The sequence below is a fragment of the Cellulomonas timonensis genome, from assembly GCF_900046455.1.
In the GTDB taxonomy this organism is placed as follows: Bacteria; Actinomycetota; Actinomycetes; order Actinomycetales; family Cellulomonadaceae; genus Cellulomonas_A; species Cellulomonas_A timonensis.
The window spans coordinates 515,796-529,590 of record NZ_FCOT01000012.1 but is presented as its reverse complement, the minus strand read 5'-3'; the positions used below and the strand labels follow the sequence as shown (position 1 = coordinate 529,590).

Genomic DNA, 13,795 nt, shown 5'->3' with positions numbered 1-13,795 from the left:
CCCTGAACGCACGTCCAGTGGACGTCCTGTGCAGGTTCGGCCATGCGGGCGACCGCCGCCCGACCGGATCGCCCTGACGTGCCAGACTGCCCGTGCCGCAGGGTTCTCGGCCGGCGTCAGATGAGGACGACCGCACGCTGAGCCCGCCGCCGCGCCAAGGAAGCAGGAGCAGATGCCAATCTTCGAGCTCGACGAGGGACGCCCCCTCCTCGTCCAGCCGATGCAGCCCGCTGCCGGCACCTTCGCGCCGGACACGTCCGCACTGGTCACCGAGCACCTGACCGCGCTGATCGGGGAGGAGCTCTTCCCGGTCACCACCCGCACCGCGCCCGAGGGCGCCCAGCTCCTCGCGCTCGACGCCGCCGGACGGCCCGTCGTGGTTGAGACCGTGCCCGTGCTGGACGGCCCGGCGCTCGTCCGCGCGCTGAACCACGCGGGCACCGCCGCCACCCGGACCCGGGGCGAGGTGCTGCGCGCCTACGACGGCGGGCGCAGCGCGCTCGACGCGGACCTCGCGGCTTTCCGAGAGCGCGTCCCGATGCGGGGCGCCGCCACGGATGGCGCCGTCCGGCTCGTCGTCGTGTGCGCAGAGGTGGCGCCCGAGGTCGGTGACGCGGTGGCGTTCCTGCGCTCGACGGGACGGCACGTCGAGGTGCTCCAGACCGGTGTGGTGCAGGGCGCCGACGGACGCCGTTTCGTCCAGGTCTCCGCGTGGTCGCATGACGGGACCACGGCGCGCCGGGCCGTCGAGCCCACGGCGCTGCCGTCAGTCCGCACCGCCGCCCAGGCCACCGTGCCGGAGCCGGCGCCCGCTCCGATGACGCAGCCGCCCGTGCCGCAGCCGCCTGTGCCGCAGCCGGCGATGACGCGGCCGCCCACGACGCAGACGCCACTGACGCCTGCGCCGATCGCCTCGGCAGATGTGCCCGCGCCCGAGCCGTACCTCGCCGAGCCCCGCCGCCCGGAGTCCGGGCGACGCACCGAGGTCGCCTACCCGACCCCTGCCCGGCCCACGCCGGCCAGCGCCCGGATCGACGAGACCATCGTGCTGCCCGCCGGGCTGATGGACGACTTCGACGACGACCGGGGGCGCACCCGTCCGTCGGTGGACCGCTGGGAGCCCGCCCGCCCGAACACCGGCGCCCACCCCGTCACCGGCCTCCTCGACGTCGCGCCGCAGCGGCCCGCCCTCAGGCGTCGCGACCCCGCCGCCGAGTGGCCGGACCTGGCCCCGACCGGTATGCAGCGCGTGGCTCCCGATTGGGCCGCCGTCAGGCCCGCAGATGACTCGCCGACCGCCGTGTCGCGGCCGGCCACTGCCGCGACGTCCCTGGTCAGGCAGCGCTCCGCAGCCGACTCGGGGAGCGGCTCCACGCCGGTCTCGACGCCGGGCCGCACCGAGGGCGCAGCGCCGGAGGCAGCCGCCTGGGCCGCTGTCGCGCCCGCGGCCCCCCGGTCGGCCTCGCCCGTGCCCCCGCCGGCGGACCTGCTCCCGTGGAGCGGCGCCTCGGCGCAGCCCGCCCACCGACCGCATCCCGCGCTGGCCGCGCTGGCGGGCGCCCGGGGCCCCGACGTCACGCTGGGGTGGTTCCGTGCGCGGCGAGGCCAGCGGCTCGTCGCGACGCTCCGCCTCGACGGCCTGATCGAGCTGCCCGGTGGGCGGCTGCACGCCGACCCCGACGAGGCCGCCGCAGCGGCCGCGGACGTCGAGGGCGTCGTCGACGGGTGGCGCGCGTGGCGGCTCGGCGACGGCGGCCCGATGCTCCTCGAGGCCACCGGCGCCTTCTGATCGACGGGCCCGGTCAGCCCCAGCCGTAGGCGGAGAGCCATCGGCTGGTCTCCGCGTAGAACCGGGCGCGCACCGGCGGCCTGGACAGGGTCAGGTCGTGCAGCCCGCCCGGGATCCGCGCGATCGTCACGACCGACCCGAGTTGCACGGCCCGCCGGGCGAGCAGTTCGACGTCGAGCACGGAGTCTGAGGCGCGCATCGCCTCGCTCCATCGCGGACTGATGGCGGACCGGCTGGACGCCGCCATGAGGATCGGCGCCTGGATGTCGAGGCCGCGGGCCACCTGCGCGTGGCCGTCCATGATCGCGCGCAGCCACCCTGCCCGGACCGGGAAGGCCGGCACGGGGCGCCACCGATCGTCGTACTCCCACTCGCCCCCGTCGGCTGCGCGCAGCGTGCGGGCGTAGTAGCCGGGGTCGATATTCGGCAGCGCGGCACGGGGGGAGAACCGGGCGAGCTGATGGATCGCCGGGGTGCTGACGTGGCGCAGCACTGCGGAGCCCTGGAGCTCCAGCCACGGGCTGTTGAGCACGATCGAGTCGACCTCGCCGGGGTGCCGGTCCGCCCACAGCACGGACACGAGGCCGCCGGTGGAATGGCCCATCATCAGCAGGCGCGAGCGGGCGCCGAGGTCACGGCGGATCTGCTCGATCGCGGCCTCGATCTCCTCGTCGTACGTTCGCAGGTCGTCGACGTAGCCGGGGGTCTGGTGGGGGCGCAGGCTGCGGCCGTACTTGCGCAGGTCGAGGGCGTAGAAGGCGGCGCCGTGCCGGTGCCAGAACTCCGCGAGCTCGGTCTGGAAGAAGTAGTCGGACCACCCGTGCACGTACAGCACGCCGCGGGAGGGGCGCAGGGCCTCCGGGCTCGGCGGGGCATAGCGCACCCGGGTGGCGACGACCTCGCCCTCGTCGTCGGGGTCGAGGGGGAGGGTCCGGGCGCGGTAGTCGGGTCCGAGCACGTCGGGACTCCACCGACCGGCCATGACTCTCCTCTCCGTCGTGCTGACGACGCGCTCCCGCCCTGTCAGACCTCGAGGACGACCTTGCCGAACTGCGCGCCCTCGTGCAGGCGCCTCAGCCCAGCGTGCGCCTGCGCGAGGGGATAGGTCGCGTCGACCAGCGGGCGCAGGCCCGTGCGGCCGAGCAATGCGAGCAGGTGCACGAGGTCGTCGCGCGATCCCATGGTCACGCCGATCACCGAGAGCTCGAGGAAGAAGATGCGCTGGAGCTGGGCCGCGTCGGGGTCTCCGGAGGTGGCCCCGGCGACCACCACCGTGCCGCCGGGGCGCAGCGAGCTGACGGAGTGCGCCCAGGTCGCGGCGCCGACGGTCTCCAGCACCAGGTCGACCTTGCCGGGCAGGCGCTCGCCCGGCGCCACGGCCCCGGCGGCGCCGAGCTCGAGGGCGCGGGCCCGGCGGCCCGCGTCGCGGCTGGTGACCCACACCTCGAGGCCCGAGGCCGCGCCGAGCAGCACCGCCGCGGTGGCGACCCCGCCCCCGGCGCCCTGCACCAGCACCCGCTGGCCGGGGGTGGCGCGGCCGCTGCTGAACAGCATGCGGTAGGCGGTCAGCCAGGCGGTCGGCACGCAAGCGGCCTCGACGAAGGACAGCCCGGCGGGCTTGTCGACGAGGTTCCACGTGGGGACGGACACCTGCTCGGCGAGGGTTCCGGGGTGCCGCTCGGAGAGCAGGCTGCGGGGCTCGTCGGGTCCCACGCCGTGGCCGCTGGCGCCGCCGATCACCGAGTGCACCACGACTTCGCGGCCGTCGGGCGTGACCCCAGCGGCGTCGGTGCCCAGGATCATGGGCAGCCGGTCGCCGCGCAGGCCGACACCGCGCAGCGACCACAGGTCGTGGTGGTTGAGGCTGGCGGCGCGGACGTCCACGGTGGTCCAGTGCTCGCGCTCCACCGGCTCGGGGCGGTCCCCGATCTCGAGGGCGCTCAGGGGATCGTCGGGGCTGGTCCGGGCGGCATACGCGGCGAGCATCTGTGCACCGTACCCCGCAGTAGCGTCGCGGTGGCCGCTCAGGACAGCCGCGGCGCGGTCACTCAGAACAGAGGGAGCACCCGTCCGAGGTCGGGGACCGCGTCCGACGTGTAGGGCGCCTGCAGGGCGGCGGCCAACGTGTCGACGTCGTAGTGCGTGCGACCGGCGGCGAGCCGCACCCAGGTGATCGGGTCGACGACCTCCACGCTCCAGCCCCCGCGCGCCACCAGCACGTCGAGCAGCGCCTGCGACACGAGCTCGAGGGCGCCGGCGTGGATCGGGCCGGGGCCGGGGGCGCCGCGCTCGAGCAGCTCGGCCCCGCTCGGGCTGGTGCGCGCCCGGTCCACCGAGCGCTGCAGGTCGTCCGCGTGCACGACGAGCTCGATCACCCGGGAGGTCACCATGTCGCCGAGCCGGATGGGGCCGCGGCGGGCGATGACGACGCGGTCCACCGTGCCGAGCGTGCGGAGGTGGTCGAACGCCTCGGCTGCCAGGGCGTCGACTCCGGCCAGCAGGTCGGGGGAGAGCGTCTCGGCGAGGTCGCGGGTGCCCTGGGCGATGGCCTCGGCGCCGTCCGCGTACCCGGCCACGTACTCGCCGAGCGCCAGGGGGACGGTGCCCTCCGGCGCGGGCTCCAGCGCGGTGAGGGCATTGAGCGCCCGGCCGACATGGGCGACGAGGTGCGCCACCGTCCAGCCCTCGAGGATGCTCGGCTCCGCGCCGGTGCGCGCGTCGACCTGGGCGCCGATCCACGGCCGCAGGGTCGCCCACTGGGCCCTCAGGGCCTCGGTGGCGGCGGCGAGCTCGGGGGACGGCGGCGCCGGGATGCTGGTCATCCGCACATCCTTGCGCACGGCCGCCACCCCGGCACAGGGGTGCGGGGCAGCCATGCCGGGATGCGCGTGCGGGCAGTTCAGACCTCGGCCAGGAACTCCGTGACGATGGCGCCGAGCTGCTCGGCCTCGATGAGGAACCCGTCGTGCCCGAAGTCGGAGTGGATGGTGCGCACCGGCCCGGCGCCCGGGATCCCGGCGGCGATCCGCTCGGACTGGGCGGGGAGGAAGAGCCGGTCGGAGTCCACCGCCACGACCAGCGCCTTCGCGGTGATCGTCGCGAGCGCGGCGTCGACGCCGCCCCTGTCGCGGCCCAGGTCGTGCGTGATCATCGTGCGGGTGAGCACCACGTAGGTGTTGGCGTCGAACCGCCGGGCGAGCTTGTCGCCGTGGTGGTCGAGGTAGGACTGCACGGCGAACCGCCCGCCCTCGAACGGGTTCTCCCCACCCTGCGGGATGCGCCCGAACCGCTCGTCGAGCTCGAGCGCGGACCGGTACGTCTGGTGGGCGATCTGCCGCGCGATGCCGAGCCCGACGTGCGGGCCCTCGCCGTCGGGGGCGTCGTAGTAGTCCCCGCCCGCGAACCGCGGATCGGCCTGGACCGCTGCGAGCTGGGTGTGGAAGCTCGCGATCTGGTCGCCCGACGTCTGCGCGGCCGTCGCGATGGCCGCGAGGCCGCGCACGCGCTCGGGCGCCGTGGCAGCCCATTCGAGCACGCGCTGCCCGCCCATCGACGCGCCGATGACCAGCGCCCACGACTCGATGCCGAGCGCGTCGGCGAGGCCGATCTCGGCGGCGACCTGGTCCCGCACGGTGACGTGCGGGAACCGGCTGCCCCATGGGCGGCCGTCCGGCGCGATGGAGGACGGGCCGGTGGAGCCCTGGCAACCGCCCAGCACGTTGGGCGCCACCACGAAGTAGCGGTCGGTGTCGATCGGCGCGCCGGGGCCCACCAGCGACGCCCACCAGCCGGGAGTGGGGTGGCCGGGGCCGGGCTCGCCGGTGACGTGCGAGTCGCCGGTCAGCGCGTGCAGCACCAGCACGGCGTTGTCCCCGGCGGCGTTGAGGGTTCCCCACGTCTCATAGGCCAGCCGCACGCCGGGCAGCCGCCCGCCGCCCTCGAGGTCCAGCGGCCCCACGTCGACGAACTCGCGCCGTCCGGGGTCGTCGCCCTCCCGCCAGGCGCTGCTCGCCCGGGTGGGCGGCGCGGCTGGCGCCACGGGCGCGCCATGACGGTCCGCTGGCGCCGGCACGGAGCCGGGCGCCGCGGGCCGGTGCGGGCGCCCTGACGCGGCGACCCGGGCGGTGTGTTCCGTGGACATGGCGTCCCAATGTACGGGGGCGGCGGGAGGGCCGTCGCCCGCCGGCTCCCGGGTCAAGGCGACCCAGGAGTCGGAGGGCGACGGGACTGTCGTGGGGAGCTCGGGCACGTTGGACTCAGGCGCCCTTCGCAGCCCGGAAGCCCGCGTCGAGGTCCGCGAGGATGTCGTCGATCCCCTCGAGGCCCACCGACAGCCGGACCAGCCCGGGGGTGACGCCGGAGAGCGCCTGCTCCTCGGGGGTGAGCTGGCTGTGCGTCGTCGAGGCCGGGTGGATCACGAGCGAGCGCACGTCGCCGATGTTCGCGACGTTCGAGTGCAGCTCGAGCGCCGACACGAACGCCTGGCCGGCCGCCGCGCCGCCGTCGATCTCGAAGGCGAGCACCGCGCCGGCGCCGCGCGGCAGGTACTTCTGCGCGCGGGCGTGCCACGGGCTGGAGGGCAGGCCCGCGTAGTGCACGGCCCGGACCTCGTCGCGCGCCTCGAGCCACTCGGCGACCTTCTGGGCGTTCTGCACGTGGCGCTCGATGCGCAGCGACAGCGTCTCGATGCCCTGCGCGATGAGGAACGCGTTGAACGGGGAGATCGCGGCGCCGAGGTCGCGCAGCAGCTGCACGCGCGCCTTGAGGATGAACGACAGGTTCGCGCCGAACGCGCTGCCGACGCCCAGGTCACGGGCGTACACGAGGCCGTGGTAGCTCGCGTCGGGGGTGTTGTAGTTGGGGAAGCGCTCGGGGTGCTGGGCGTAGTCGAACGTGCCGCCGTCGACGATCACGCCGCCGATCGCCGTGCCGTGGCCGCCCAGGTACTTGGTGGCCGAGTGCACCACCACGTCCGCGCCGTGCTCGATGGGCCGCACCAGGTACGGCGTGGCGACGGTGTTGTCGACCACGAGCGGGACTCCCGCCGCATGTGCGACCTCGGCGACGGCCTCGATGTCGAGGACGTCGGCGCGCGGGTTGGGGATGGTCTCGGCGAAGAACAGCTTGGTGTTCGGGCGGACGGCGTCACGCCAGGCCTGCGGGTCGTGCGGGTCGGTGACGAACGTCGTCTCGATGCCGAGCTTGGGCAGCGTGTAGTGCAGCAGGTTGTACGTGCCGCCGTACAGGCTGGGGCTGGCGACGACGTGGTCGCCGGCCTCGGCGATGTTGAGGATCGCCAGCGTCTCGGCGGCCTGGCCGGAGGCGACGAGCAGCGCGCCGACGCCGCCTTCCAGGGAGGCGAGGCGGTCCTCGACGACCTGCTGGGTGGGGTTGCCGATGCGGGTGTAGATGGGGCCCAGGTCCTTGAGCGCGAACCGGTCGGCGGCGACGCCGGCGTCGGGGAACACGAAGGACGTGGTCTGGTAGATCGGCAGCGCGCGGGCGCCGGTGGTGGGGTCGGCGCTCTGGCCGGCGTGGATCTGGCGGGTCTCGAAAGACCAGTTCTTGACGGGCTCGGTCATGTGGGGCTCCTCGTGGGGCTGCGGGCGCGCAGTTCGTGCGCCGTGGGGGCGCACGCCCTCTCAGTGCCGGGGAGCGGCCCTGTCAGCGGCCGCTAGCTCCTGTCGCCGGTGGGCGAGGAGGAGAGGGGGCCGGGCTGCGGGCACAGCCGAGCGTGCGCTGGTCAGCGACACATTCGGCAGAACATGGGTCGAGACTAGGAGGCCTGTCCTGGATGTGAAACCCGGGTCTCACACTGCGAGATCTAGTGTCCATGCGCCACGTCGCGCACGACATGTCCGAGATGCCAGGAAACTACATTGCTGTGACTCGTGAGGCTGGAGTGGCGGGTGTTCACTTCGCCTCGATCCGCGGGTAGCGTGCGAGAACCGAGTGCCTCAGGCGCTCAAGTGCACGGCGCGGGCGGACGAAGGAAGACACGTGAGCACACAGCGGACGACCCCCCGGCGGCATCGGCACCTCGTCGCGCTGCTCGGCGTCGGCCTGCTGGTCATAGCGCCGTCCGTCCCCGCGATGGCCGAGCCCAGCGCGCCCAGCGACAAGGACGTGCGCGACGCCCGGGCCGCCGTCGCCGGCGCCTCCCGCTCCGTCGCCGCGATCGAGGTGCGGCTCGCGCAGCAGAGCGTCGAGCGGGAGGCCGCCGAGGTCGCCGTGCAGGCGGCCGGCGAGGCCTACACCCGTGCCGAGGTCGACCGTGAGACCGCAGCCGCCTCCGCCGAGGTCGCCGCCGAGCGCTATGAGCGCGCCAACGAGGAGGCCGAGCACGCGCGTCGGACCCTCGTGGCCGTCGCCCGGCAGGCCGCCCGCTCCGGCGGGTCGATGGACGGCGTGCAGGCCTTCCTCTCCGCCGAGGGCTTCGAAGAGCTCGTCGAGCGCAGCAACGCGATCGCGCGCGTCGGCGCCCGGTCGGACGAGGCCGTGCAGTCCTACCTGGCCACGCAGCTCGTCGCCACAGCGCTCAAGACGCGATCGGACGACGCCTACGCGGAGCAGGAGGACAAGACCCGCGCGGCGAAGGACGCCCTCGCCACCGCCGAGCAGACCCACGCCGACGCCGAGCAGCGCGACGAGGTGCCGATGCCGCCGGGGGGTCGTCCGCTGTGTGCTCACGTGTCTTCCTTCGTCCGCCCGCGCCGTGCACTTGAGCGCCTGAGGCACTCGGTTCTCGCACGCTACCCGCGGATCGAGGCGAAGGGAACACCCGCCACTCCAGCCTCACGAGTCACAGCAATGTAGTTTCCTGGCATCTCGGACATGTCGTGCGCGACGTGGCGCATGGACACTAGATCTCGCAGTGTGAGACCCGGGTTTCACATCCAGGACAGGCCTCCTAGTCTCGACCCATGTTCTGCCGAATGTGTCGCTGACCAGCGCACGCTCGGCTGTGCCCGCAGCCCGGCCCCCTCTCCTCCTCGCCCACCGGCGACAGGAGCTAGCGGCCGCTGACAGGGCCGCTCCCTCACCGCCCCGACCACCCCGCCGTCCACGCCGTCGGGCCAGTACGGCCTGGGGACGGGGACCACGCGCGGCAGCGCCGCGCAGGGCGCCGCGGCCGTGGCATGGGCCGTCGCCCGCGTGGGGACCCCCTACCTGTGGGGCGGCGTGGGCCCCGACGGCTACGACTGCTCCGGCCTGACCATGAAGGCATGGCGGGACGCGGGTGTGAACCTCAACCGCACCTCGCGCGACCAGTACAAGCAGGTCCGCAAGATCAGCTACGACGAGATGCGCCCGGGCGACCTGGTCTTCTGGGGCTCCAACGTGAACGACCCCGACTCCATCACCCACGTGGCGATGTGGATGGGCAACAACCAGATCGTGGAGGCGCCTCGCGCAGGGGTCCCGGTGCGGGTCACCTCGATGCGCTGGTCCGGCACGATGACGTACGCCGGCCGGCCCTGACCGAACGCCCCGACGGGGCTCCTGGACGACGCAGTCCAGAGGAGCCTCGACGGGGCGTCCCGATCCGTCCCTAGGGACGGATCAGTGGTGGTACCCCGCGTCGATGGCGCGCTGGCGTGACCGCTCGATCTCGGCCTCCGCCTCGGCGCGGCCCGTCCAGTGGGCGCCCTCGACCGACTTGCCGGGCTCCAGGTCCTTGTAGACCTCGAAGAAGTGCTGGATCTCGAGCCGGTGGAAGTCGGACACGTCATCGATGTCCTGCCGCCACGCGGCGCGCTGGTCGCCCGTGGGGACGCACAGCACCTTGTCGTCGCCGCCCGCCTCGTCGCGCATGCGGAACATGCCCAGGGCGCGGCAGCGGATCAGGCAGCCCGGGAACGTGGGCTCCTCCAGGAGCACGAGCGCGTCCAGCGGGTCGCCGTCCTCGCCGAGGGTGCCCTCGATGAACCCGTAGTCGTCCGGGTACCGCGTCGAGGTGAAGAGCATCCGGTCCAGGCGGATGCGCCCCGTCGCGTGGTCCACCTCGTACTTGTTGCGCTGACCCTTGGGGATCTCGATCGTGACGTCGAACTCCACAGCTCTCCTCCGCCGGTGCGGGCCGCCATGCCTGATGGGCGCTGCCGGTGCACGCACGATGTTCTTCGCGACGCGCCGTCGTGCGACCCGCCGCCCCAGTGTGACCTAGTGTGACGCACCGGAAGGTATGGGCGGGAACGCCCACGCGCATGTGTCGGAGCCCAGGGCGCCCGGCGGAGGCCTCGAAGGCCATCGCGGGCGCGGCGAAGGGGAGGTCTGGTGGCGGCAGCAGCCCGCGCGGCGGGGACGGCGGCGCTCGTGCTCGTGCTCGCAACCGGCGGGTACGCGACCGCCGACGCCTACGACCTCGTCCCCGGCGTGCTGACCCTCGCGCCGGAGCCTGCCCCCGCCGCCGCGTTCCCCCAGGCTCCCGGGGCCGTGGAGGGCGTCGCGCCCGCTGGGGTCCTGGGCGGCCTCGACGCCGGGTCGCCGCTCCCGTCGGCCGCGGCGGTGCAGGCCCGGGTCGACGCCCTCGTCGCGGACGCGCGGCTCGGCTCGAGCGTCGGCGTCGTGGTCGCGGACCAGCTCACCGGCCAGGTGATCGCGCAGCACCGGGGGGCCGAGGCGCGCACGCCCGCGTCCACCGCCAAGCTCCTCACGGCCGTCGCCGCGCTGAGCGAGATCGGCCCGAGCGCGACGCTGCAGACCCGCGTGGTGCGCGGCAAGGCCGGGCAGATCGTGCTGGTGGGCGGCGGCGACGTGATGCTCGCCGCGGGCGCCGGGTCTCCGGACGCGGTCAACGGGCGTGCTGGCCTGGCGGACCTCGCGGACCAGGCCGCCGCCCAGCTCGTCGCGGCGGGCGAGCCCAACGTGACGCTCGCGGTGGACGACACCCTGTTCAGCGGCGCGACGGTCAGCCCCACCTGGAGCGCGTCGGACGTGAACCTCGGATTCGTCGCGCCCGTCACCGCGCTCGAGGTGAACATCGCGAAACTCACCGATGCGGAGTACCCGCCCCGGCAGACCGACCCCTCGATGTCCGCCGCCAAGGCGTTCGTGGCGCTTCTCGCCGAGCGTGGGGTGACGGTGACGGGCGCGCTCGTCCGGGCCGCCGCCACGCCGGACGCGGCGCAGCTCGCGGTCGTGGAGTCGGCCCCGATGGGCGACATCGTCGACTATTTCCTGCACACGTCCGACAACACGGTCACCGAGGCCGTCGGGCGGCTCGTGGCCGTGGACGCGGGCCTGCCGGCGAGCTTCGAGGGCGCCACCGTCTCCGTGCTGCGGGCCGTCGCGGCGTTGGGCGTCGACACGACGGGCGCGGCGCTGGCCGACGCCTCCGGGCTCGGCGACGGCTCGGCGCTGTCCCCGACGCTGCTGGTCGAGATGATGCGGGTCGCCTCCGACCCGACGCGCCCCGAGCTGCGGCGCGTCATGACGGGCATGCCGGTGGCCGGGCTGTCCGGCACGCTGTCCGACAGGTACACCGCCTCGTCGGCCCGGGGGATGGTCCGGGCCAAGACCGGCAGCCTCACCGGGGTGACGTCGCTGGCGGGCACCGTGGTGGACGCCGACGGCCGGCTGCTCGTGTTCGCGGTGATGGCGGACCAGACGCCGCCCGGCGGCCAGTGGGGCCCGCGCACGGCGATCGACGCATTCGTCACCGATCTCGCGGCCTGCGGGTGCCAGTAGCCCCTCCCAGCCGCCGGTCATCGCCCTTCCCGGTCTACCGTGGGGAGATGGAGTCGACCACGGTGCGTGCGCCGTCCACCGAGCCGACCGCACCGGTCGACTGGCCCACCGCCGCCCGCGAGGATCTCGTGGAGCTCGTCGCCGGCCTGCGCGCCGCCGCGACCACGGCGACAGCACATGCCGCGCGGATCACCGGGCTGCTCCCCGCGGACGGCGCGGACCCGCAAGCCGAGCCGGTCTCCAAGGTGCAGGTCGTGGACCGGGCCGGCTGGGCCGCCGCGAACGTCCGGCTGATCGAGTCACTGTCCGGGCCGCTCGTCAGGGAGCTCTCCGACGGCAAGGTCCCGTCGCGCCCCATGCGCCTGGCCGGGGCCGTGGAGGTCGGCAGCGTGCTCGGGCTGTTGTCCGGCAAGGTGCTCGGGCAGTTCGACCCGTTCACCAGCGACGCGACGGCGCCCCGCGGCCGGCTGCTGCTGGTCGCCCCGAACGTGCTCCAGGTGGAGCGGTCGCTGGGGGTCGTCCCGGAGGACTTCCGCCTGTGGGTGGCGCTGCACGAGCAGACCCATGCGCTGCAGTTCGCCGCCGCGCCCTGGCTGGCCGGGCACCTGCGCGCGCGGGCGTCGGAGCTGCTCGCCGACGTGGGCCGCTCGGGGATGGGCCGCTCGGGCACGGCGCGGTCCAGTGGCATGGCGCGGCCCGGAAGGCCCGCCCTCGGCGACCTCGCCCAGCTCGCCGTCGAGATCCTGTCGGGACGCGACAGCGGCAACGGGGTGCTCGACCTGCTCGCGGACGAGCAGAAGCGCGCGCTCGAGGAGGTCAGCGCCGTGATGTCGTTGCTCGAGGGGCACGCGGACGTGTTCATGGATGCCGTGGGCCGCTCGGTGGTCCCGTCGGTGCGGCAGATCCGGTCGCGGTTCGAGGCCCGCCGCGACGCCGCCGCGAACGCCGTCGGCCCGCAGCGGGTGCTGCGCCGGCTGCTCGGCCTCGACGCGAAGCTGGCCCAGTACCGCGACGGCGCGGCGTTCGTGCGCGAGGTGCGCCGTTCCGTCGGCGTCGACGGCCTCAACGTGGTGTGGACCTCTCCCGAGCACCTGCCGACCTCGCGTGAGATCGCCGACCCGCGCGCGTGGGTGCGGCGCGTGCACGGCTGATGGCCGGCCCCGCGCCCGCCGTCGCGGCGATCCGCTCGGCGGTCACCGCAGCCACCGTCGGCCTGCCGGACGGCTCTCTGGTGCTGGTCGCATGCTCTGGTGGGCCCGACTCCCTCGCGCTCGCTGCCTGCACGGCCTTCGTCGCCCAGCGCAGCGTGCGGATGGCGGGCCGCCCGCACGCGGGCCCCCTGCTGCGCGCCGGGGCCGTCGTGGTCGACCACGGGCTCCAGGCGGAGAGCGCGGAGGTGGCCGCCACCGCCGGGATCAAGTGCCGGCGGCTTGGGCTGGACCCGGTGGCTGTGGTGCGCGTCGAGGTCGGCACCGCAGGCGGGCCCGAGGCGGCCGCGCGGGAGGCCCGGTACGCGGCGCTCGAGCGCGCGGCCGAGCAGTCGGGGGCCGCGATGGTGCTGCTCGGGCACACGCTGGACGACCAGGCTGAGACCGTGCTCATGGGACTGGCCCGGGGATCCGGCGCCCGGTCGCTGGCCGGCATGCGCTCGCGTCGCGGCCTGATCGTGCGCCCGATGCTCGGCTTGCGTCGGACGGACACCCTCGCCGCATGCGAGGCGCTGGGGCTCGACCCCTGGCATGACCCGACGAACAGCGGGCTGACCCCGGAGGGCGGCGGTCGCGCGCCGCGACGCTCACGCGTGCGGGCCGAGGTGGTGCCGGTGATCGCGGACGTGCTTGGCCCGGGGGCCGTGCTGTCGCTGGCCCGCACCGCCGACCTGCTGCGGGCCGACGCCGACGCGCTGGACTCGCTGGCCAACTCGTTGTTCATCGCCGCCACCGTGGGCAAGGGCGCCGAGGGCCGGGACAGCCGGGGCGTGCGGCGGGAGCCGCCGCCACCCGCTCGCCCAGGCCAGCCCCAGGACTCGGCCGACGCGGCGGCGATAGTGCTCGACGTCGAGATATTGGGCCGCGCCCTGCCCGCGATCCGCCGGCGCGCGCTGCGGATCGCCGCCCTGGCGTCGGGCGCGCAGGCGGGGTCGCTGACCCACACCCACATCGACGCGGTCGACGCGCTCGTCACCCGCTGGCACGGTCAGGGGATCGTGGCGCTGTCCGGGCGTGTCCAGGTGCGGCGCGCGTATGGCAGGCTGGAGTTTCATCCGGGGCAAGAAGGTCCGGAGCGAGCGGAGAACGGTGAACGGTGAACCCTGCG

Annotated in this window: 12 protein-coding genes; 6 read left to right on the top strand and 6 right to left on the bottom strand. The window is 74.7% G+C overall.

Going from position 1 to position 13,795, the window contains the following annotated elements; translation table 11 throughout:
* Positions 1–172: 172 nt before the first annotated feature.
* Positions 173–1,789, top strand: a complete 1,617-nt coding sequence (locus BN3788_RS10875; RefSeq protein ID WP_066585672.1) for a hypothetical protein — start codon at positions 173–175, stop codon at positions 1,787–1,789.
* Between the two features lie 13 nt (positions 1,790–1,802).
* Here BN3788_RS10875 and BN3788_RS10870 read toward each other — a convergent pair whose 3' ends face one another.
* From BN3788_RS10870 to BN3788_RS10850, 5 genes are all read right to left on the bottom strand, one after another.
* A complete protein-coding gene (locus tag BN3788_RS10870) occupies positions 1,803–2,747 on the bottom strand; it encodes an alpha/beta hydrolase (RefSeq protein ID WP_315969757.1) in 945 nt (314 codons plus the stop codon).
* 65 nt (positions 2,748–2,812) lie between these two features.
* On the bottom strand, positions 2,813–3,775 hold the full coding sequence (locus tag BN3788_RS10865) for a zinc-binding dehydrogenase (protein WP_066585665.1): 963 nt from the start codon (positions 3,773–3,775) through the stop codon (positions 2,813–2,815).
* A 62-nt stretch (positions 3,776–3,837) separates the two neighbouring features.
* Complete coding sequence (locus BN3788_RS10860; protein WP_066585662.1) at positions 3,838–4,611, bottom strand: maleylpyruvate isomerase N-terminal domain-containing protein; 774 nt, start codon at positions 4,609–4,611, stop codon at positions 3,838–3,840.
* 77 nt (positions 4,612–4,688) lie between these two features.
* On the bottom strand, positions 4,689–5,930 hold the full coding sequence (metX, locus tag BN3788_RS10855) for a homoserine O-acetyltransferase MetX (protein WP_082812808.1): 1,242 nt from the start codon (positions 5,928–5,930) through the stop codon (positions 4,689–4,691).
* Positions 5,931–6,045: 115 nt separating this feature from the next.
* The gene (locus tag BN3788_RS10850; RefSeq protein WP_066585659.1) at positions 6,046–7,371 is read right to left on the bottom strand and encodes a bifunctional o-acetylhomoserine/o-acetylserine sulfhydrylase; all 1,326 of its coding nucleotides are present in this window, start codon (positions 7,369–7,371) and stop codon (positions 6,046–6,048) included.
* 418 nt (positions 7,372–7,789) lie between these two features.
* On the opposite strand from BN3788_RS10850, the gene BN3788_RS10845 reads away from it, so the two are divergent.
* Together BN3788_RS10845 and BN3788_RS10840 are read left to right on the top strand one after the other, a co-directional pair.
* The gene (locus BN3788_RS10845) at positions 7,790–8,605 is read left to right on the top strand and encodes a coiled-coil domain-containing protein (protein ID WP_066585651.1); all 816 of its coding nucleotides are present in this window, start codon (positions 7,790–7,792) and stop codon (positions 8,603–8,605) included.
* 318 nt (positions 8,606–8,923) lie between these two features.
* Positions 8,924–9,271 carry a C40 family peptidase gene (locus BN3788_RS10840; protein ID WP_066585648.1) on the top strand — a complete coding sequence of 116 codons (348 nt, stop codon included), beginning with the start codon at positions 8,924–8,926 and terminating at the stop codon, positions 9,269–9,271.
* An 81-nt stretch (positions 9,272–9,352) separates the two neighbouring features.
* Here the strand turns inward: BN3788_RS10840 and BN3788_RS10835 are convergent, their stop codons facing one another.
* The gene (locus BN3788_RS10835; RefSeq protein ID WP_066585646.1) at positions 9,353–9,847 is read right to left on the bottom strand and encodes an inorganic diphosphatase; all 495 of its coding nucleotides are present in this window, start codon (positions 9,845–9,847) and stop codon (positions 9,353–9,355) included.
* Between the two features lie 219 nt (positions 9,848–10,066).
* Here BN3788_RS10835 and dacB point away from each other — a divergent pair, with 219 nt between their 5' ends.
* From dacB to tilS, 3 genes are read left to right on the top strand one after another with little or no spacing between them, the layout of a single operon-like run.
* Positions 10,067–11,479: a D-alanyl-D-alanine carboxypeptidase/D-alanyl-D-alanine endopeptidase gene (gene dacB, locus BN3788_RS10830; protein WP_066585645.1), complete on the top strand. Its 1,413-nt coding sequence runs from the start codon at positions 10,067–10,069 to the stop codon at positions 11,477–11,479.
* 47 nt (positions 11,480–11,526) lie between these two features.
* Positions 11,527–12,630: a zinc-dependent metalloprotease gene (locus tag BN3788_RS10825; RefSeq protein ID WP_066585644.1), complete on the top strand. Its 1,104-nt coding sequence runs from the start codon at positions 11,527–11,529 to the stop codon at positions 12,628–12,630.
* Entirely contained in the window at positions 12,630–13,787 is a 1,158-nt protein-coding gene (gene tilS, locus BN3788_RS10820; protein WP_066587082.1) for a tRNA lysidine(34) synthetase TilS, read from the top strand. The genes BN3788_RS10825 and tilS overlap by 1 nt, the downstream gene beginning before the upstream one ends.
* Positions 13,788–13,795 lie beyond the last annotated feature (8 nt).